The sequence below is a fragment of the Paraliobacillus sp. X-1268 genome (assembly GCF_003426095.1).
In the GTDB taxonomy this organism is placed as follows: domain Bacteria; phylum Bacillota; class Bacilli; order Bacillales; family Amphibacillaceae; genus Paraliobacillus_A; species Paraliobacillus_A zengyii.
Genome location: NZ_QJSK01000003.1, coordinates 152,059 through 172,447, shown reverse-complemented (window position 1 = coordinate 172,447; position 20,389 = coordinate 152,059). Strand labels below are relative to the sequence as shown.

General features: G+C 36.5%; 18 protein-coding genes. 15 read left to right on the top strand and 3 right to left on the bottom strand.

The window, feature by feature from the left end:
• The first annotated feature begins 465 nt into the window (after window positions 1–465).
• Window positions 466–738 carry a hypothetical protein gene (locus D2K62_RS07025; RefSeq protein ID WP_112179836.1) on the top strand — a complete coding sequence of 91 codons (273 nt, stop codon included), beginning with the start codon at window positions 466–468 and terminating at the stop codon, window positions 736–738.
• A gap of 73 nt (window positions 739–811) precedes the next feature.
• On the opposite strand, the gene D2K62_RS07020 is transcribed toward D2K62_RS07025, so the two are convergent.
• Window positions 812–2,062, bottom strand: coding sequence for a methyl-accepting chemotaxis protein (locus D2K62_RS07020; protein ID WP_112179837.1), 1,251 nt, complete (start codon window positions 2,060–2,062; stop codon window positions 812–814).
• 165 nt (window positions 2,063–2,227) lie between these two features.
• Window positions 2,228–3,556: a 6-phospho-beta-glucosidase gene (locus D2K62_RS07015; RefSeq protein ID WP_117161151.1), complete on the bottom strand. Its 1,329-nt coding sequence runs from the start codon at window positions 3,554–3,556 to the stop codon at window positions 2,228–2,230.
• A gap of 897 nt (window positions 3,557–4,453) precedes the next feature.
• Between D2K62_RS07015 and D2K62_RS07010 the strand changes: the two genes are divergently transcribed.
• On the top strand, window positions 4,454–4,954 hold the full coding sequence (locus D2K62_RS07010; protein ID WP_112179839.1) for a MogA/MoaB family molybdenum cofactor biosynthesis protein: 501 nt from the start codon (window positions 4,454–4,456) through the stop codon (window positions 4,952–4,954).
• Between the two features lie 6 nt (window positions 4,955–4,960).
• Here D2K62_RS07010 and moaC read toward each other — a convergent pair whose 3' ends face one another.
• Window positions 4,961–5,443: a cyclic pyranopterin monophosphate synthase MoaC gene (moaC, locus tag D2K62_RS07005; protein ID WP_112179840.1), complete on the bottom strand. Its 483-nt coding sequence runs from the start codon at window positions 5,441–5,443 to the stop codon at window positions 4,961–4,963.
• 76 nt (window positions 5,444–5,519) lie between these two features.
• On the opposite strand from moaC, the gene modA reads away from it, so the two are divergent.
• From modA to D2K62_RS06940, 13 genes are all read left to right on the top strand, one after another.
• Window positions 5,520–6,326 carry a molybdate ABC transporter substrate-binding protein gene (gene modA / locus D2K62_RS07000; protein ID WP_117161150.1) on the top strand — a complete coding sequence of 269 codons (807 nt, stop codon included), beginning with the start codon at window positions 5,520–5,522 and terminating at the stop codon, window positions 6,324–6,326.
• A gap of 2 nt (window positions 6,327–6,328) precedes the next feature.
• A complete protein-coding gene (gene modB / locus D2K62_RS06995) occupies window positions 6,329–6,979 on the top strand; it encodes a molybdate ABC transporter permease subunit (RefSeq protein ID WP_369974640.1) in 651 nt (216 codons plus the stop codon).
• Window positions 6,980–7,102: 123 nt separating this feature from the next.
• Window positions 7,103–8,134, top strand: coding sequence for a DUF3048 domain-containing protein (locus D2K62_RS06990; protein ID WP_112179843.1), 1,032 nt, complete (start codon window positions 7,103–7,105; stop codon window positions 8,132–8,134).
• Between the two features lie 23 nt (window positions 8,135–8,157).
• Window positions 8,158–8,460, top strand: coding sequence for a YerC/YecD family TrpR-related protein (locus D2K62_RS06985; RefSeq protein ID WP_112179844.1), 303 nt, complete (start codon window positions 8,158–8,160; stop codon window positions 8,458–8,460).
• A 28-nt stretch (window positions 8,461–8,488) separates the two neighbouring features.
• Complete coding sequence (locus D2K62_RS06980; RefSeq protein WP_112179845.1) at window positions 8,489–9,475, top strand: Gfo/Idh/MocA family protein; 987 nt, start codon at window positions 8,489–8,491, stop codon at window positions 9,473–9,475.
• A gap of 209 nt (window positions 9,476–9,684) precedes the next feature.
• A complete protein-coding gene (gene pcrB / locus D2K62_RS06975; RefSeq protein ID WP_117161148.1) occupies window positions 9,685–10,371 on the top strand; it encodes a heptaprenylglyceryl phosphate synthase in 687 nt (228 codons plus the stop codon).
• 13 nt (window positions 10,372–10,384) lie between these two features.
• Window positions 10,385–12,622: a DNA helicase PcrA gene (pcrA, locus tag D2K62_RS06970; RefSeq protein WP_117161147.1), complete on the top strand. Its 2,238-nt coding sequence runs from the start codon at window positions 10,385–10,387 to the stop codon at window positions 12,620–12,622.
• 17 nt (window positions 12,623–12,639) lie between these two features.
• Window positions 12,640–14,646: an NAD-dependent DNA ligase LigA gene (ligA, locus tag D2K62_RS06965; RefSeq protein WP_112179848.1), complete on the top strand. Its 2,007-nt coding sequence runs from the start codon at window positions 12,640–12,642 to the stop codon at window positions 14,644–14,646.
• 31 nt (window positions 14,647–14,677) lie between these two features.
• The gene (locus D2K62_RS06960; protein ID WP_112179849.1) at window positions 14,678–15,868 is read left to right on the top strand and encodes a CamS family sex pheromone protein; all 1,191 of its coding nucleotides are present in this window, start codon (window positions 14,678–14,680) and stop codon (window positions 15,866–15,868) included.
• A gap of 124 nt (window positions 15,869–15,992) precedes the next feature.
• The gene (gene gatC / locus D2K62_RS06955) at window positions 15,993–16,283 is read left to right on the top strand and encodes an Asp-tRNA(Asn)/Glu-tRNA(Gln) amidotransferase subunit GatC (RefSeq protein WP_112179850.1); all 291 of its coding nucleotides are present in this window, start codon (window positions 15,993–15,995) and stop codon (window positions 16,281–16,283) included.
• Window positions 16,284–16,298: 15 nt separating this feature from the next.
• Window positions 16,299–17,768, top strand: coding sequence for an Asp-tRNA(Asn)/Glu-tRNA(Gln) amidotransferase subunit GatA (gene gatA / locus D2K62_RS06950; RefSeq protein ID WP_112179851.1), 1,470 nt, complete (start codon window positions 16,299–16,301; stop codon window positions 17,766–17,768).
• Window positions 17,768–19,198, top strand: coding sequence for an Asp-tRNA(Asn)/Glu-tRNA(Gln) amidotransferase subunit GatB (gene gatB, locus D2K62_RS06945; RefSeq protein ID WP_112179852.1), 1,431 nt, complete (start codon window positions 17,768–17,770; stop codon window positions 19,196–19,198). The genes gatA and gatB overlap by 1 nt, the downstream gene beginning before the upstream one ends.
• 133 nt (window positions 19,199–19,331) lie before the next feature.
• On the top strand, window positions 19,332–20,237 hold the full coding sequence (locus tag D2K62_RS06940; RefSeq protein WP_112179853.1) for a diacylglycerol kinase: 906 nt from the start codon (window positions 19,332–19,334) through the stop codon (window positions 20,235–20,237).
• Window positions 20,238–20,389 lie beyond the last annotated feature (152 nt).

Sequence of the window (20,389 nt, the reverse complement as noted above, 5' to 3'; positions counted from 1 at the left end):
CATTACAAATCTTAGGCCCAAAAAGCGCTTTCCGAAGTGGATCTTCAGATCTTGCTTTTCCCGCAGGAGTCGACTGCCTTACGCTACATTCAATCAGCATAATGTGAGAAGCTGTTGTCATAAGCACAATAAAACTTATTGACCAGCAGATAATATATTAATTTTAACCTTTATCCAGCGTATCAAATGAAATTGGCGACACTCCTGTAGGAACAGCGCGGGCTGAAGATCCATTCTGTAAAACGGTTTTCTTTAAAGATTTAGCTGAAGCCGTGCCTACGGAAAGGGAGTCAATTTTATTTGAGGAGCAGGTAAGAACTTTATGCCTCTTACCGCATAGTTTCTCTCAAGTGCGTCAGAACAAATGCACGGATGATTGCCAAAGAAGCGTGAAGTCAACTCCAATTTTGGATTGTGAGACTTTCTTGTTGGGTATTGAAATTATTTTGAATGAGGAGTGAATAAATGGAATATCTACTTATAACCATATCTATTCTTATCATAATTTCTTTATCAAGTAAGGTGGATAAATTGGAAGGTCATATAAAAGGAATGCAATATAAATTAGATCAATTAGTTAAACAATCGGGAATACCTGAACACCCGATAAATGATGATTTACGTGAACTAATAAAAGAAGGTAAAGATATAAAAGCAGTTAAAAAAGCAAGAGAAACATTAGGTCTTTCTTTGTTAGAAGGAAAACAATATATTGATAAATTAAAATCTGAAGTATAATTCACTTTATAAAAAAGCAACATGCGGCACATTTTATTGTGCATGTTGCTTAAGTATTTTTGTGATTCCCTTATTAAAATGATGCTTTTAGTGCTTCTAATTCTTGCTGTACTTCTTCTGTTTTTGTCAATTGGTCTGTCAATGTTGTGTTTAAGTGCATAATTTTTTCGGTTGTATCCTCTGTTTTATTTGTAACGTACTCCATTGTGGTTGTTATTTCAAGGCTTGCTTTCGAAACATCTTGACTGTTTGTATTAACTTTTTCGATAGATTTAATGTTTGTCATAATTGTTGAAGCAATATCCTCAAAACTAGTGTTGATTTCTAATATTTTTTCTGATTCGTGATTAATATTATTGGCACGTTCTTCCGACTGACTTGCAATGTTCTGGACATCTTCTAAAATTCGGTCTACCGTTTTTGTGATTTGTTCTGTTGCATCAACAGATCTTTCTGCTAGCTTACGAACTTCCTCTGCTACAACTGAAAAACCTTTTCCATTTTCTCCAGCACGTGCTGCTTCAATGGATGCATTTAAGGCAAGTAAATTAGTCTGTTCTGAAATATCGTTAATTAATGTAACAACTTCGTTTATTCTTAGAATTTCATCTGCAAGTTGAACGATTTTATTTTTCGCGTTTTCAGAGTTACTAGCGATTTTCTCCATCGTTTCGGACGAATCATTAATTTGCTTTACGCCGTCCTCTGTCTTCATCTTCATGTGATGGAATGCATCAGTTAAGTTTGATAAGTCGTCTGTAATTGTTTGGAATTGATTATTCATATTATCCGCAACTGCTGTCGTTTCTTCAAAAGAACCTAATTGTTCTTGGGAAGTTGCTGATATATCCTCAAAATGTTCACTAATTGATTTTATCTCATCCGTTAAATTATTAACACGTTCCGAAATGTTAGTTGATCTTTCTTCGACTAAATGAATTTGATCTTGTTGCTTTAATTGAAAGTCTTCTATACTTGCAAATAATTTATTCAATTGTCCTCCCAATAAACCAATTTCATTATTTTCTTTCGATTGAATACGAGTATCGAGTTCGCCATTTTCAAATTGTTGAATTTTCTGTTCCATATCTTTAATAGGCTTCAATATGTAATAGCGTAAAAAGCCTCCAATCAAAATTGTGGTGACAACAATGTTCATTAGATTATTGATCCAAATACCAATTATCCCTAAATTAATGTTTGTCATTTCAATTAAACTTAAAATAAAATTTGAAATAGTTGTATTTAACAGTAAGACAATGATTAGTGCGATGATAATTCGAAATTGGATATGCTGCCAGATTGGTAGTTTTTTTGTTTCCATTTTTATAATTCCTCTCGAAACTAGTATTTTTTATATGCTCTGATATATACCCCGATTATTTAAAGATAAACCTTTATTTATAATTATTTTATCCTAGGCATATATAACTGGTTCATAAAGGAAAAATAACGCGCTAATCATATCGATTAGCGCGTGTTTCTAATGCTATGCATTCACCTTTGTGAAAAATTGTGGTAGATGTTCTTTATGTGCTTCCATCATTTCATCAATAATTTCCTTTGCTATTGTATCTGATGGAGTTAATGGATTAATAGTTAGGGCTAAGACGACTTTATCGTAATCCCCGGTTACTGCAGCTTCAGCTGAAATACGTTCAAATGATTTAATTTGTTGTACTAATCCGCGGACAGCCACTGGCAAATCACCCATTGTAATAGGTTTCGGACCATCTTTGGTAATGACACAGCTAACTTCAACAGCTGAATCATTGGGAATACTTGCGATTGCGCCATTGTTTCTAGTGTTTACTGGTTGGATGTCTCGTTTGTCATTATAAATAGAAGTAATTAAACGAACAGCTGCATCAGAATAATAGGCGCCGCCACGTTCTTGTAATTGTGGTGGTTTACTATCTAATTCAGGATCTTTATACAATTCAAAAAGTTCTTTTTCTAATTTTTGAACGACTTCTGCACGAGTACCTTCTTTTTCAGCATTCTTAACATTTTTCTCTAGCATTTGTTTCGATTTGTAGTAATAATTATGGTAAGGACAAGTTAAGGCATCAAGACTTTTAATGAATTCTGGTTCCCAGCCTAAGCCCTCAATGTTTTTCACAAAGCTACTATTCTCTGGATTTGATAATAAGTCAATTACTTCTTTTTTAACACTTTTTCCATCTACATAGACATCTAATCCGTAAACCATATGATTAAGTCCAGCGAAATCGATATGAATACGAGAATGATCTACATCTAATAATTTAGCAATACCCATCTCCATACCAATAGGTACATTGCACAGGCCAACAATTTTGGTAATGTTAGAATAACGAAGAACGGCTTCTGTCACCATTCCCGCTGGGTTAGTAAAGTTAATCAACCATGCATTCGGACATAGTCGTTCGATGTCCTTACAAATTTCAAGAATCACCGGGATGGTGCGTAATCCTTTAAATAAGCCGCCGGGGCCGTTGGTTTCTTGACCAAGTACACCGTATTTCATTGGAATGCGTTCGTCTTTTGCACGTGCTTCTAGTAAACCAACGCGAAATTGTGTCGTAACAAAATCAGCACCTTTTAATGCTTCTTCCCTGTCTAATGTTAAATGAATCTCAATTGGAAGACCTGCCTTTTTTACCATACGTCTTGCTAAAGCGCCAACTATTTCTAGTTTATCTTTACCAGCTTCGATATCAACTAACCAAAGCTCACGAATGGGTAATTCATGATAATGATTAATAAAACCTTCCATTAATTCTGGGGTGTAACTTGAGCCGCCACCAATTGTCGCAATTTTTAATCCCTTCGTCATAAGAATCCCTCCAAATTGATTGTAAGTACCCTTCTTTCAACATAGAGTAAAGGCTTACAATGTTTATGTTTCAATTTTAGCTTGTAAAGAAGTTTCCGTATAGATAAAACGAACATCTAGTTTTAAATTACAGTTAAAGGAATATGTCACATAGACGTAACAGGGTGTTTCAACTACAATAAAAGATAACTATTCTATTAATAACTCAACTTTCTCACTTAAAAAATAAGCGCTAAACGTTGGCTGTTATAAGTTTGGTTTGTGTTCCTTATAAAACTTGACACGATTAAAAAATGTTTAGTAATGAAAACCCATAAAATCTGTCGTAACTGCAATGTTGATTTCCGCTGCAGGCAGTCGCTTTCCGCGGGCAAGTCTTCAGCTAACTTCGAAAAGCAAAAAGCACTTTCCGAAGTGGATCTTCAGATCTTGCTTTTCCCGCAGGATTCGACTGCCTTACGCTTCAATCAGCTCAGCATATTGTAAGCACCTGTTGTTATAAGTATAAATAAAAATTTATGACAAGAAGCTATTTTAACCTCTATCCAGCGCATCAAATGAAATTGACGAGACTCCAGTAGGAACAGCACATGTTTTCGATGGGATGAGTAATCGCAGTCCCACGGGCTGAAGATCCATTCGGTAAAGCGTTTTTCTTTACCGAATTAGCTGAAGCCGTGCCTACGGAAAGGAAGTCAATTTCATTTGAGGAGCGGGTAAGAACTTTATGCCTCTTGCGGCGGAATTTCTCTCAAGTGCGTCAGGTCAAACATACGGATGATAACCAAAGAAGGTGAAGTCAATTTCTATTTTGGATTATGAGACTACGTTGATATACTAAGGCTTAACTGCCTGTTTTACAGTACGAAAGTTGAGTTAATAAGAAAGGACCTGATTATGACACATCTTGATAATGATAAAATTAAAAATGTTCGCTGTATGGTTATAACAGTGAGTGATACGCGAGATAAAGAAACGGATAAAAGTGGACAAGCTATTAAGGGATTTCTCGAAGAAAATGATCACCTGCTACAAGATTACGTGATTGTAAAAGATGAAAAAGAAGAGATTAATAAAGCGATCCAACAGGGGTTAGCAGATGTACAAGTTGAAGCTATTTTATTAAATGGAGGGACAGGTATTGCGAAGCGTGATGTCACAATAGAAGTTGTACAAAGCGTTTTAGAGAAGGAATTGCCAGGGTTTGGTGAATTATTCCGTTATTTAAGCTATCAATATGATATTGGATCTGCTGCGATATTATCTCGTGCAACAGCAGGAGTAGCACGAGATACAGCCATATTTGCAATGCCAGGATCAACTGGAGCGGTTAAACTTGCTATGGAGCGATTAGTTTTACCTGAGTTGATCCATGTCATAACAGAGATAAAAAAATAAGGCTATTTATCGTTGATAATCGCCGCTTTTTCCGCCAGTTTTTGTTAACAAGAATGTTGGACCTAGTATCATTCCTTTATCTACTGCTTTACACATGTCATACACAGTTAAACCTGTCACAGAGGCGGCGGTGAGTGCCTCCATTTCCACGCCTGTGCTTCCTTTTGTTTTGACTTCTACCTCGATAATAAGGGACTGTTTATCGTTATCTTGGCTTTCCCAACTAAAGCTTATATTTACACCACTTAAAGGTAAGGGATGACACATTGGAATGATCGTTGAAGTTTGCTTTGCTGCCATAATACCAGCAACTTGAGCAACGGCAAGTACATCACCCTTAGCAAATGCGTGCTGTGTTATTTTTTGATAAATTTCTTGATTAACAATTACGCGTGACTGACTAACAGCAGTACGAGTCGTTTCCTGTTTATCCGTTATATCGACCATTTTTGCTCTACCTTCTGAATTAAAATGAGAAAATTCAGTCATGTTGATCACCTCTTATGTTATTATAACAAAATATAGAATGGACGTCTGTGCTAGAATGAAGGGAAGGAAGAGAAAAATGCAAAAAAAACAAATATTGTGTTTGCTAATTGGTAGCCTACTTATATTAACAACAGCATGTGTGCAAAATTCAAAAGGTAGCAATGAGGAAAAAGTAGAGTTAACTATTTCAGCGGCTGCTAGTTTGACAGATGTAATGGATGAACTAGTAACAGTTTTTGAAGAAGACCATACAAACATTCAAATCCAACTGAATTTGGGTTCATCTGGTGCTTTACAACAACAAATTGAACAAGGTGCACCGACTGATCTATTTATTTCAGCGGCAGAAGATAAATTAATTTATTTACTAGAGAAGAATTTAATAGATGATAGATATTACCAGACTATTGTTGAGAATAGCTTGGTATTGATTGCGAATAAAGAAGCTAATTCTACTATTACCTCCTTTGAAGATTTATTAGAAACAGATGTGAAAAAGATCGCAATTGGCACACCTGAAAGTGTCCCGGCTGGCGCATACGCGAAACAAACGTTAGAGCAGTTAGGATTGTATCAGACGTTATCTGAAAAAGATAAACTAATACCTGCTAAAGATGTTCGTCAAGTTTTACAGTATGTCGAGACAAATAATGTCGATGCAGGGATTGTTTATCAGACAGATGCAATACAGTCGGATTTAGTAGAGATTGTAGCGGTAGCAGATCAAGCTGATCATGACAGAATTGCTTATCCTGCTGGGGTTGTGAAAGATACAAATCATGAACCGGAAGCAATCTTATTTTATGATTTTTTAACATCAGAACAGGCAACGACTATATTTAAAGAATATGGATTTCGTTCAGTAGGGAGCGAGAACGATTGAATATGACATTTTGGCAACCAATACAACTCTCTATAATTGTAGCATTTGTTGCCACGTTATTTGTCGTTATTACTGGAATAACAATGGCTTGGTTAATGACGAAAAAGCGTTTGCCAGCTAAATTACTAATAGAAACAATGCTATTGTTACCAATTGTATTACCACCGACTGTAATAGGTTTTTTATTAATTATACTTTTCGGACGTAATGGTTGGATTGGGGAAATTATTCACTTTTTTAGTGGGCAGTCCATTATATTTACGATAACTGCCGCTATTATTGCCGCTATAGTTGTCGCGTTTCCTTTAATGTATCAAACTGTTAAGCTAGGGTTTCAATCGATTGATCGAGATATAGAAGATGCTGCTCGAGTCGACGGTGGAAACGAATGGCACATTTTTCGTTTTGTTTCTTTACCACTATGCTATAAACCGATTATTGCAGGCTTTATTTTAAGTTTTGCACGTGCATTGGGAGAATTCGGTGCGACTGTAATGTTTGCTGGTAATATTCCTGGAAAGACCCAGACCATTCCACTGGCTATTTATGTGGCGTTTGAATCAAATCAAATGCAACTTGCATGGGCGTGGGTTATTTCCATTGTAGCTATTTCGTTTGTCATGTTACTCCTTTTGCGTAAAGTAAATCAGTAATGTATGTCAATGTTGTTTAATGATAAATTAAAAGAGCGATGATAGTTGGACATACTTTTGCTATAATTATGGAGAAGAACTGCAGATAAAAATCAATCCTCAAATAGAAAAGGTGTGTGACAAATGAAAAAGAAGTTAATGCTATTATTAATATTTTTAATTCCGTTATTATTGGTCGCTTGTTCAAATGAAACAGAGCAGACTGATTCAGATCCGGAAGTTGAAGAACCAGTAGGAGAATCAGAACCAGCGTTACCAAATGTATATCCGCTTACTGGAGAAAGGACAGAAGAAGCAGTTGATAATCGAATTGTCGCTGTCATGATCAATAATCATCCATCAGCCCGACCGCAGACTGGTTTATCCCAAGCAGATGTTGTGTTTGAAATTTTGGCTGAGGGTGACATTACAAGACTAATGGCTCTCTTTCAAAGTCAACAGCCAGAGGTTGTCGGACCAGTAAGAAGTGCGCGTCCTTATTATTTTAATACGGCAGATGACTATGGTGCGCTCTATGTTTATCATGGTGCAGCAAACTTTATAGAAGATATGCTAGCAGATGGTGCCGCTGAGTATTTGAATGGTGCTTATTATGATGATGATGGTAATTTATTTAAACGGGAGTCTTTCCGTGTTGCACCGCACAACTCTTATTTGCAATTTGGAGCTGTTTATGATGTTGCAGAAGAAAAAGGGTACCAAACAAGTATGGAGTATGAGTCTCTAAGATTTTTAGAAGAAGAAGAAACTACTGAAATTGGAGGAACTGAGGTTACAGAGGTATCTTTCAATTACACATCAACACCAGTTCGTTATGTGTATAATTCGGAATCAGAAGCCTATTTACGTTATAATGGGGAAGAACAAACACTTGAGTTAAATACAGATGAACCTGTAGAGCTAGACAATGTCTTTATTATCGAGACAAATCATGAAGTGGTTGATGATGCTGGACGCCGCGAGATAGATTTAGATTCAGGTGGAAATGCATATCTTTTACAAAAAGGAAAACTTCAAAAAATCCAATGGAAGAACCAGGATGGACGAATTATACCGGTTCGTGATGGAGAAGAAGTTGGGTTAGTTTCTGGTCAGACTTGGATTAATGTGATTCCCACGGATCCAGGATTATCAGCAGTAGAAGAGATAGAATAAGACAAAGGGAGGAGAATAGTTCGATGCAGATCGATAAACTAAGAGGTGAACAATTGGATCAGCTATTTGATGCAATGCTAACATTAAAAAACCGAGAAGAATGCTATCAATTTTTTGATGATATTGCGACAATGAGCGAGATTCAATCCTTTTCCCAAAGGTTACAAGTAGCAAAAATGTTAAAAGAAGGCCATACGTATCATGCTATTGTTGAAGAGTCGAGCGCATCAACAACCACGATTTCGCGTGTGAAGCGTTGCCTTAATTATGGTAATGACGGTTATCAAATGGTACTTGGACGTCTAGAAGAACAAGAGGAGTCATAGATATTAATTTTATAGGAGGTAAAAATATATGGTTAGATTCGGAATTATCGGGACAAATTGGATAACAGAAAGTTTTATTAATGCTGCGTTAGATGTGGAGGATTTTGAGCTAGTTGCAGTTTATTCTCGCACAGAGGATAAGGCAAAGCAATTCGCAGACAAGTTCTCTGTAGAAACAATATTTACAGATATGGATCGTTTTCTGCAAAATGATCAAATGGATGCAGTGTACATAGCAAGCCCAAATGTTATGCATGCAGGACAAGCGATTGAAGCGATGAATGCAGGTAAACATGTGATTGTGGAAAAAGCAATAGCATCAAATGCAACTGAAGTTAAAGAATTAATTGATACAGCAAAGCGAAACGGTGTATTGCTAATGGAAGCAATTAAATCAATCTTTTTGCCCAACTTTCAAGCAGTTAAAGAAAACTTGGACAAGATAGGGCCAGTTCGTCGCTATTTTGCGAGCTACTGTCAGTATTCATCACGTTATGATGCATATAAAGAAGGAAACGTCATGAATGCGTTTAAGCCTGAATTCTCTAATGGTTCTCTAATGGATATAGGAATCTATTGTATTTATCCTATGGTAACCCTCTTTGGTAAGCCAAAAAAAGTTCATGCTAATGCTTATATGCTTGAATCAGGTGTTGATGGACAAGGAAGTGCCCTGTTTGATTATGATGAACTAAATGGTTCAGTAATGTATTCTAAGGTTACAAATTCTTATCTGCCATCTGAAATTCAAGGTGAACAAGGCGCAATCATAATTGACAATATTAATCACCCTACCAAAGTAGAAATAAAATGGAATGATGGAACTGTCGAAGATATCTCGCGACCACAAAAAGACAATGCCATGTATTATGAAGCAAAGGCTTTTATTGATGCAATAAAAAACAATGAATTAGAATCCTCAATTAATACGTATGAAAATACACTAATAACGGCGACTATTTTAGAAGAAGCAAGAGGACAGTTTGGACTCGTATTTCCAGCCGATAATAAATAGAAAAAGCTAGCCTAAGTGGCTAGCTTTTTCTATTATATTCTATTTTCTTTTTAAGTCACTATTCGCCACTATGTTGCCATTTAAATGTCGGGATAGATAGATTCTCATGAAAAACGACCTTTTTTAAAATGATTCAGATATCTTACTGAATTTTGTAGGATTTTTGGTATAATGAAATAATGGATTAGTAGTGGATGGAGGCTAATACTTTGTATAATAGGAAAGAATGGAAACATATTTTCAAATTAGACCCTAATAAAGAAATTACTAACGAAGAAGTAACGAAAATTTGTCAATCAGGAACAGATGCAATAATCGTTGGTGGAACAGATGGGGTTACTTTAGATGGTGTATTACAACTATTAAGTCAGATTCGCAGGTTTTCAGTACCTTGCATTTTAGAAGTCTCTTCAATGGATGCAATTACACCTGGTTTTGACTTTTATTATATTCCAATGGTGTTAAATAGTCAGGATAAAAAATGGATGATGGACATTCAGCATCAAGCAATTAAAGATTTTGGAAATATGTTGAACTGGAACGAAATTGTGGCGGAAGGATATTGTATTTTAAATCCGGAAGCAAAAGCATACAATCTTGCTAATTGTAAGTTCCCAGATGCAGGAGATGTAATAGCTTATGCACAAATGGTTGAACACATGCTTCATTTGCCAATTTTTTATTTAGAATATAGCGGTACATACGGTGATCCAGAATTAGTGAGGCAAGTGAAACAACAATTGAACGCTACACAATTATTCTACGGTGGCGGGATAAAGAATAAACAGCAGGCAAAAGAAATGGCGACTTACGCGGATGTCATTGTTGTAGGAAATAGTATATATGAAAATTTTGAAGAAGCGTTACAAACAGTTGAGGCAGTAAAAGAAGGATAAAGGCGGTGGACTAATGAGCAAAGCAATGGAAAAATTACTTAATGGATTAAATAAACCACAACAGGATGCTGTTCGTCATACAGATGGTCCATTACTCATAATGGCAGGTGCGGGAAGTGGTAAAACGAGAGTCCTAACACATCGAATCGCTTATTTGTTAGATGAAAAAGAAATTTCTCCTAGAAGCGTTTTGGCGATTACCTTTACAAATAAAGCAGCAAGAGAAATGAAAGAGCGGATCTCCCGACTAGTTGGACCTGAAGCAGATCAAATATGGGTATCTACTTTTCACTCAATGTGTGTACGGATATTGCGCAGAGATATTGATCGAATTGGTTACAGTCGAAGCTTTTCAATCTTAGACAGTGGGGATCAATTAACTGTAATAAAGAACATCTTAAAAGAAAAGAATATCGATCCAAAAAAATTCGAACCGCGAGCTATGTTGAATGCAATTAGTTCAGCAAAGAATAGTTTAATTACACCTGAAGGGTATAAAGCAGAAGCAGGAGATTTCTATCAACAACAAATAGCAACGGTTTACGAATCGTATCAAAGACGACTGATGAAAAACCAATCACTTGATTTTGATGATTTAATCATGCAGACAATTGTATTGTTTAAACGATTGCCAGAAGTGTTGGAATATTACCAGCGACGGTTTCAATATGTTCATGTGGATGAGTATCAAGATACAAACCATGCACAATATTCTTTAGTAAAACAGTTAGCATCACGCTATCAAAACTTATGCGTAGTAGGTGATTCTGATCAATCTATCTATGGCTGGCGTGGAGCAGATATTGCGAATATCCTTTCTTTTGAAAAGGATTATCCAAGTGCTAGAGTCGTTATACTTGAGCAAAATTACCGTTCGACACAATCAATTTTAGAAGCGGCTAATCGTGTGATTGAAAATAATCCTGGTCGTAAGGCGAAGAAACTATGGACAGACAATACCGAGGGCTCGAAAATAAATTATTATAAAGCGGCAACAGAACAATATGAAGGGTTATATGTGGCTGGCAAGGCGGAAGAGTATGTTAAATCTAATGAATATAACTATCGTGATATAGCCATTCTTTATCGAACAAATGCCCAGTCAAGATCCGTCGAGGAAACGTTTGTTAAAGCAAATATTCCTTATCAAATTGTTGGCGGAACTAAGTTCTATGATCGAAAAGAAATTAAAGACATGCTTGCATACTTACGTTTAATATCTAATCCTGATGATGACCTTAGTTTTGCAAGAGTGGCAAATGAGCCGAAGCGTGGTGTTGGTAAAACATCTTTAGATAAGCTTCAAGCCTATGCAGCTGAACATGACATTTCTTTATACACAGCAGTACAAGAAGTTGACTTTGCTGGTGTTAGTGGTAAAGCTGCAAAAGAATTAGCAAACTTTGGAGCGTTAATAAGAAATTGGACACAACAGCAAGAGTTTTTAACTGCAACGGATATGGTGGAAGAAGTGATAACAAAGACAGGGTATGAGACAATGCTTCAGAATGAGCGTAGCATTGAAGCGCAAAGTCGTCTTGAGAACTTAGAAGAGTTCAAAACGGTTACCAAACATTTTGAGGAAAATAGTGAAGATAAGACATTACTTGCTTTCTTAACTGATTTAGCCTTAGTTGCTGATATTGACCGAGTAGATGATGATCCATTTGCAGATAATAAAGTAACACTAATGACTTTGCACGCTGCCAAGGGACTAGAGTTCCCGATTGTATTCTTAGTTGGTATGGAAGAGAATGTCTTCCCGCATAGTCGTTCTATTCTTGATGAAGACGAGATGGAAGAAGAGCGTCGTTTAGCCTATGTAGGAATTACAAGAGCGGAAAAGATACTACACATTTCACATGCTCAGATGCGAACCTTATATGGCAGAACCAATATGAATCCAATTAGCCGATTCATTAGAGAGATTCCAGAAGTATTGTTAGAAGGTATGGAAGAAGTGAAAGAGCAAATGTCCAAATCGCCTTCAATCAATTCCAATCTCCAAAAGCCAAATCCATTTGCTGCACCATCGAAGTTGGCTGTTAAAAAAGCAGCACAAAAAACAACGACGGGTGGAGAAAAGGTTGGATGGCAAGTTGGTGACAAAGCTAACCACAAAAAATGGGGTCAAGGAACCGTTGTGAAAGTTACCGGTGAAGGTGAATCAATGGAATTAGATATCGCATTTCCATCACCAACTGGTATTAAGCGATTATTAGCGAAGTTTGCTCCGATTACAAAAGATTAAATTGAGGTGGATGTCAGATGGATCAAGCAAAAGCTGATCAAGAGATAAAAGCATTACGTCAGACATTAGAAAAGTATAATTATGACTATCATGTCTTAGATAATCCGACTGTTCCAGATGCGGAATATGATAAAAAAATGCAACAGTTGCATCGATTAGAGGAAGAATTTCCCGCACTTGTTACACCAGATTCACCCACACACCGAGTTGGTGGAAAACCTCTAGAGGGTTTTAAAAAGGTGCAACATAATGTACCAATGCTTAGTTTAGCTAATGCGTTTAGTGATACAGATCTAAAAGATTTTGATCGACGTATCCGTGAAGGCTTAGATATAGAGGCGGTCACGTATGTTTGTGAGTTGAAAATTGATGGGTTAGCCGTATCTCTTCGCTATGAAGAAGGTATTTTCACTCTGGGAGCTACTCGAGGAGATGGTGAAACGGGCGAGGATATTACACATAATCTAAAAACGATTCGAAACATTCCATTAAAAATTGCAGAGAAAAGTACAATTGAAGTTCGTGGAGAAGCATTTATGCCACAGAAATCTTTTCTTGCCTTAAATGCGCAAAAAGAAGAAAATGGAGAGGAACCGTTTGCGAATCCACGTAATGCGGCAGCGGGTTCTTTAAGACAATTAGATTCTAAAATTGCTTCTAAACGTAGCCTTGATGTTTTCCTTTATGCGGTTGGACAATGGGAGTCTGGTACACTTACGACACATAGTGAACGGTTAAATTATTTAGCTTCATTAGGTTTACAAACAAACCCAGAATGGCGGAAATGCCAAAATATTGATGAAGTGATTGCTTATGTAGAAGGTTGGGTTCAAAATCGTGAGAACTTATCTTATGACATAGATGGCATTGTAGTGAAAGTGGATAATCTTGCATATCAAGATATACTTGGTAATACAGCTAAAGGGCCACGTTGGGCAATTGCTTATAAGTTTCCAGCGGAAGAAGTTGTCACTAAGCTTACAGATATCGAATTAAGTGTTGGAAGAACTGGGGTTATTACGCCTACTGCTATTCTTGATGCAGTTAAAGTTGCAGGTACAACTGTACAGCGTGCTTCCTTACACAATGCAGATTTTATTCGTGATAAAGACATTCGAATTGATGATACAGTTGTAATTAAAAAAGCCGGAGATATTATCCCAGAGGTTGTGCGTGTCTTAACTGACAAACGAAATGGGGAAGAAATTCCTTATGAGATGCCTACACATTGTCCTGCATGTGAAAGTGAGTTAGTTAGGCTTGAGGAAGAAGTTGCACTAAGGTGTATAAATCCTAGTTGTCCGGCACAAGTAAAAGAAGGATTGACGCACTTTGTTTCGCGTAACGCCATGAATATTGATGGTTTAGGAGAAAAAGTTATTGAGCAACTTTTTGATGCGGATTTAGTTGATAAAATTTCTGATATCTATCGACTAGAGCGTGATTCCTTACTAGAATTAGAACGAATGGGTGAGAAGTCAGTTGATAATTTGTTACGTGCAATCGAAGTATCAAAAGGTAATTCACTTGAGAAACTGTTGTTTGGTTTAGGAATACGTTTTGTTGGGGCAAAAGCTGCGAAAACATTAGCAATTGAATTTGAGACGATCGATAATTTAGTAGCGGCTACGTATGATGATTTAGTTGCAGTGAACGAAATTGGTGAAAAAATGGCTGATTCGATTGTTCGATATTTTTCAGAAGATCATGTAAAAGAATTGGTCGAACAGTTAAAGCTATTAGGATTGAATATGAATTACCTAGGACCGAAAAAGACACAGCAAGCTGAGGATTCGATTTTTAGTGGAAAGACAATTGTTCTGACAGGAAAAATGGAGCAACTGACACGTCCAGAAGCAAAAGAAAAAATTGAAGCTTTAGGTGGCAATGTGACAGGAAGTGTTAGTAAAAAGACGGACCTACTCATTGCAGGATCAGAAGCTGGATCTAAATTGGATAAAGCTAGAAAGTTAGATATAGAAGTTTGGGAAGAGCAACAGTTAATTGATGCGCTTGATATATAACCCAAACAACTGAGAGAGGATGACATGCTTAATGAATAAAAAAGGTTTTAGCGTACTCTTGTTATTACTCCTATTGTTTTTAACAAGTTGTGCTCCTTCATTTGATAATCAAGAAGATGAAGTTGTTGATGATAATACCTTAGATGATACAGGTCAGGAAACAGCGATTATTCCAAGCTACAGTGTATCAGATCAAGATTATCAAGTGTTGTTACCTTATAAACTAAGTCAATCTCGAGGAGTAATTGTCAATCAAATTGCCAATCGTTTAGACATTGATTCGTTTGAGGAAGGATTACGAAGACACTCAACGAATGTTTACGATCCTGATGATTACTTTTTTCAAGAAGGGCAAAAGATCACGTCAGATGTTGTCTATAATTGGTTAGAACGTTATTCTGAAGAAGATGACAGTAATGGGAATCCACTCGGTCTAAATCCTGAAATTGATCTTCCCGTAAATGAAGAAGACCGAGATCCAGAACAAATATTAAAAGAGGAACGAGAAAACCCAAAATATTTATCCCATATTCTAGAACAAGACTATTTAGTCAAAACAGAAGATAATGCTGTTCAACTCGCTGGGATTTCAATTGGAATAGCGATGAAATCAAATTACCGATTTGAAACAGAGGATGGCCTTTATTATTACGAAGATATTAGTATGGATAAAATGTTATCTGAAGCAAATCGGATAGCAAAAGAAGTGGTTACAAGAGTACGAGAAATAGAAGGGTTAGAAGAAGTGCCGATTATGTTAGCTGTATATCGAGAAGAATCACGTGATGCATTAGTACCTGGGAATTTTGTCGCAACAGCAACTGTAGATAATGGTAGCAATTCTGTTGGGGATTGGGAATCTATTGATGAGGAATATATTTTATTTCCTTCCACTGAAGCCACTGAAAAAGATCCAGATACAACAGCAAACTTAGACGACTTTGAAAAAGACATTGCTGAATATTTTCCGAACTATGTTGGTGTAATCGGGGAAGGATTCTATATTGATGAACAATTGCAAAAACTCACGTTAGAAGTCCCAATTCAATTTAAAGGTAAAGCGGAGGTAATTGGATTTACCCAATATGCTTATGGGCTTGTAATGGATGGTTTTCAAAACCACTACGATTTAGAGATTAATATAACGGCAAGTGACAATCAGGAGAGCTTGATTTTCCGTAAGGCTGGCGAAGAGGAACCGACTGTTCATATTTATGATTAAAATCCGATAAGGAAATAGTAAGTTAGTAAACCAATAGTTGCTAATACAGTCCTTTTTTTGCTATTATCATAAGTATTGTTAGTCTACGAATATAATCACGGAAATAAATGTGGAGGTGAAAAGAATGGCAGAAATATCTAAAGAAGAAGTAAGACACGTGGCAAACTTAGCACGTTTAGCAATATCAGAAGAAGAAGTAGAGAAAATGACGAAACAGCTCGGAGATATTATTAGCTATGCCGAACTATTAAACGATTTAGATACAGAGAATGTTGAACCGACAACACACGTATTAGATTTGAAAAATGTGATGCGCAAAGATGAGCCAAGAAAATGGATCGAAAAAGAAGATGCACTAAAAAATGCACCTGACCAACAAGAAGGTCAATTTCGCGTCCCTTCCATATTAGAATAAGGAGGTTTACAGATTATGTCCCTGTTTGATTATACATTAAAAGAATTACAAGATAAGCTACATAGTAAGGAGATTACAGTCAGTGATCTCGTTTCCGCGTCTTATGAGCGTATTAACGCTGTGGACGACAAGGTAAAAGCATTTTTAACATTGAATGAAGAAGCGGCACGTGCAAAAGCAAAAGAATTAGATGGACAAGTGGACGAAGCTTCAAATCCATTGTTTGGTATGCCACTAGGTGTAAAAGACAATATGGTGACGAAAGGACTTCGTACAACATGTGCTAGTCAAATTTTAGATAACTTTGATGATCCATTATATAATGCAACTGTGGTTGATAAGCTAGAAGCTGAAAATACAGTTGTAATTGGTAAGTTAAATATGGACGAATTTGCGATGGGTTCATCAAATGAGAACTCTAGCTATGCACCGACTCGTAATCCATGGAACACAGATTATGTCCCAGGTGGCTCTAGTGGTGGTTCAGCTGCAGCAGTGGCGGCCCGTGAAGTGTTTTTCTCACTAGGTTCAGATACAGGTGGTTCGATTCGTCAGCCTGCAGCATTTTGTGGTGTTGTCGGGTTAAAACCAACTTATGGACTTGTGTCACGTTTTGGATTAGTTGCATTTGCATCCTCTTTAGATCAAATTGGACCAATTACAAGAACTGTTGAAGATAATGCACATTTATTACAAGCAATTGTTGGACAAGATCCTATGGATTCAACATCAGCAAATGTCGAGATTCCAAATTATAGTGATGCAATCAAACAAGATGTAAAAGGATTGAAAATTGCTGTACCAAAAGAATACCTACAAGAGGGTGTAGCACCAGAAGTGAAAGAAGCTGTCCTACAAGCATTAAAAGTTTATGAAGATCTTGGTGCGACTTGGGAAGAAGTTTCGTTACCACACTCTCAATATGCAGTTGCAGCTTATTATTTACTTTCATCATCTGAAGCTTCGGCAAACTTGGCGCGATTTGATGGCGTACGTTACGGTGTTCGTTCAGAGAAAGCAACAAATATGATTGATATGTACAAGCTGTCTCGTAGTGAAGGATTTGGAGATGAAGTGAAACGTCGTATTATGCTCGGTACGTTTGCACTTAGCTCTGGTTACTATGATGCATACTATAAAAAGGCGCAAAAAGTACGTACATTAATTAAAAATGATTTCGAAAAAGTATTTGAAGATTATGACATCATCGTTGGACCAACAACGCCAACACCAGCATTTAAAGTAGGCGAAAAAATTGATGATCCGTTAACAATGTATGCGAATGATATTTTAACAATTCCTGTTAACTTAGCAGGTGTTCCCGGAATGTCACTTCCGTGTGGTTTCTCCAGTGAAGGATTACCAATCGGCTTACAAATAATTGGTAAACACTTTGACGAGTCTACCATTTATCGTACAGCTTACGCGTTTGAACAAGCAACTGATCATCATAAAAAACGCCCGGAATTGGGAGGTGCTAAATAATGAATTTCGAAACAGTAATTGGCCTTGAAGTCCATGTCGAATTAAAAACAGATTCAAAGATTTTTAGCCCTAGTTTTAATCATTTTGGTGCAGAAGCAAATGAAAACATTAATCCAATTGATTTGGGATATCCAGGTGTATTACCTGTATTAAATGAGCAAGCGGTAAATTATGCAATGAAAGCTTCTATGGCAATCAATTGTGATGTTGCGACCAATACAAAATTTGACCGTAAAAATTATTTTTACCCGGATAATCCGAAAGCCTACCAAATCTCTCAATTCGACCAGCCAATTGGAGAAAATGGTTGGATAGAAATTGAAGTGGAAGGTAAGAAAAAACGTATTGGCATAACGCGTCTTCATTTAGAAGAAGATGCTGGAAAATTAACACATAATAATGACGGTTATTCACTTGTTGATTACAACAGACAAGGAACGCCATTAGTAGAGATTGTTTCAGAACCGGATCTTCGTTCTCCAGCAGAAGCATATGCTTACCTTGAGAAAATAAAAAATATTATTCAATATACTGGCGTTTCAGATTGTAAAATGGAAGAAGGATCACTTCGTTGTGATGCGAATATATCAATTCGACCAATTGGACAAGAAGAATTTGGTGTAAAAACAGAATTGAAAAACTTAAACTCTTTTTCTTTTGTTCAAAAAGGATTAGAATTTGAGGAAAAACGTCAACAGGAAGTATTGCTTGCTGGTGGAGAAATCCTGCAAGAAACGCGTCGTTATGATGAACAAACAAAAGAAACAATCTTAATGCGTGTGAAGGAAGGATCAGATGATTACCGTTATTTCCCTGAACCAGACCTTGTACCACTTTATATTGATGATGCTTGGAAAGAGCGAATTCGTGCCGAAATTCCAGAGTTACCAGATGCTAGAAGATTACGTTATATTGAAACATTAGAATTACCTGCATATGATGCAATGGTACTTACTAGCACAAAGGAAATGTCTGATTTCTTTGAGTCAACAATTGCTGCAGATGCTGATGTTAAACAAGCTTCCAATTGGATTATGGGCGAACTTTCCGCTTATATGAACAAACAACAAAAAGCGTTACATGATTTAGCTTTAACACCAGAGAGTTTAGCGAAGATGATTAAGTTAATTGAAGATGGCACAATTTCTTCTAAAATCGCGAAAAAAGTATTTGCTGAACTTGTTGAAAATGGTGGAGAACCAGAAAAAATCGTCAAAGATAAGGGACTTGTTCAAATCTCAGATGAAGGGCAATTAACAGAGATTATATCTGCATTGCTCGACAAGAATGAACAATCGATTATCGATTATAAAAATGGTAAAGATAAAGCAATTGGATTCTTGGTTGGACAGGTAATGAAAGAAACAAAAGGACAAGCAAATCCGCCAATGGTAAACAAAATAATTTTAGCAGAAATTAAAAAACGATAAAAATGGGAAGGCTACTTGCACAATTGTCTGTAGCCTTCTGTATGTTTAATTGTAATAGCTGCTCTAGTTCTCTTAAATTGAAAAAAGACATTATTCTAAAGATAGATAGAGTAACATAAAAAGGGGGTTCATTATGCAACGTGCCCGAATTATTTATAACCCAACTTCAGGACGAGAGGGTTTTAAAAAAGAGTTACCTGATGTGTTAAGAAGATTTGAAGAATCAGGTTATGAAACCTCTGTTCATGCAACCACAGGTGTAGGAGATGCGACAAAAGCAGCACGAATAGCTGTTGACAGGGCTTACGATGTGATTGTGGCAGCTGGTGGAGATGGGACGATTAATGAAGTGATTAATGGAATGGCAGAGCAACCAAATCGACCAAAACTAGGTATTATTCCAGTTGGAACAACAAATGATTTCTGTCGAGCACTTTCTATTCCAAGAAATATTCATAAAGCGGTGGATGTTATTCTAGAGAATCACTCCATTCCATTAGACATTGGACGTGTAAATGATCAATATTTCATGAATATTGCTGGTGGTGGGAAATTAACTGAATTGTCTTATGATGTACCAAGTAAATTAAAGACGATGCTCGGTCAATTAGCTTACTATCTAAAAGGTATTGAAATGCTGCCATCGCTAAGGCCTATTAAAGTACAAATAGAACATGATGGAAAGCTATTTGAAGATGAAATCATGCTCTTTTTGGTGGCTAATACAAATTCTGTTGGTGGATTTGAAAAACTAGCTCCATCTGCCAAAATGAATGATGGCTTGTTTGATCTACTAATATTACGCAAAACAAATTTAGCAGAATTTGTACGAATTGCTTCTTTAGCATTACGTGGTGCTCATCTAGAAGATGACCGAATTTTTTACACACGTGCAAGTAAGATTAAGATAAATACCGAAGAACAAATGCAGTTAAATATTGATGGAGAATTCGGTGGTTTACTACCAGGAGAATTCACCAACTTATATCGACATATTGAATATTTTGTACCCGAGTCATTCATTAAAGAAGATAGCTAGTAGTAGCAGATCTTCTTTCTTTTTTTTGCAGACTATACTATTATTCGTCATAATAGCTTATTTCCCAGGAAATATTGCAAAACGCCGTCGATAATGACCTCTTGAAGTACAACTCCATTTCTTAAAATGACTAACTTATGATAAACTTTGAC

Bases quoted from the DNA above. Each gene is read 5' to 3' on its own strand.
- D2K62_RS07025 (WP_112179836.1), top strand. From the start codon at position 466: ATGGAATATCTACTTATAACCATATCTATTCTTATCATAATTTCTTTA.
- D2K62_RS07020 (WP_112179837.1), bottom strand. From the start codon at position 2,062: ATGGAAACAAAAAAACTACCAATCTGGCAGCATATCCAATTTCGAATT.
- D2K62_RS07015 (WP_117161151.1), bottom strand. From the start codon at position 3,556: ATGACGAAGGGATTAAAAATTGCGACAATTGGTGGCGGCTCAAGTTAC.
- D2K62_RS07010 (WP_112179839.1), top strand. From the start codon at position 4,454: ATGACACATCTTGATAATGATAAAATTAAAAATGTTCGCTGTATGGTT.
- moaC (WP_112179840.1), bottom strand. From the start codon at position 5,443: ATGACTGAATTTTCTCATTTTAATTCAGAAGGTAGAGCAAAAATGGTC.
- modA (WP_117161150.1), top strand. From the start codon at position 5,520: ATGCAAAAAAAACAAATATTGTGTTTGCTAATTGGTAGCCTACTTATA.
- modB (WP_369974640.1), top strand. From the start codon at position 6,329: ATGACATTTTGGCAACCAATACAACTCTCTATAATTGTAGCATTTGTT.
- D2K62_RS06990 (WP_112179843.1), top strand. From the start codon at position 7,103: ATGAAAAAGAAGTTAATGCTATTATTAATATTTTTAATTCCGTTATTA.
- D2K62_RS06985 (WP_112179844.1), top strand. From the start codon at position 8,158: ATGCAGATCGATAAACTAAGAGGTGAACAATTGGATCAGCTATTTGAT.
- D2K62_RS06980 (WP_112179845.1), top strand. From the start codon at position 8,489: ATGGTTAGATTCGGAATTATCGGGACAAATTGGATAACAGAAAGTTTT.
- pcrA (WP_117161147.1), top strand. From the start codon at position 10,385: ATGAGCAAAGCAATGGAAAAATTACTTAATGGATTAAATAAACCACAA.
- ligA (WP_112179848.1), top strand. From the start codon at position 12,640: ATGGATCAAGCAAAAGCTGATCAAGAGATAAAAGCATTACGTCAGACA.
- D2K62_RS06960 (WP_112179849.1), top strand. From the start codon at position 14,678: ATGAATAAAAAAGGTTTTAGCGTACTCTTGTTATTACTCCTATTGTTT.
- gatC (WP_112179850.1), top strand. From the start codon at position 15,993: ATGGCAGAAATATCTAAAGAAGAAGTAAGACACGTGGCAAACTTAGCA.
- gatA (WP_112179851.1), top strand. From the start codon at position 16,299: ATGTCCCTGTTTGATTATACATTAAAAGAATTACAAGATAAGCTACAT.
- gatB (WP_112179852.1), top strand. From the start codon at position 17,768: ATGAATTTCGAAACAGTAATTGGCCTTGAAGTCCATGTCGAATTAAAA.
- D2K62_RS06940 (WP_112179853.1), top strand. From the start codon at position 19,332: ATGCAACGTGCCCGAATTATTTATAACCCAACTTCAGGACGAGAGGGT.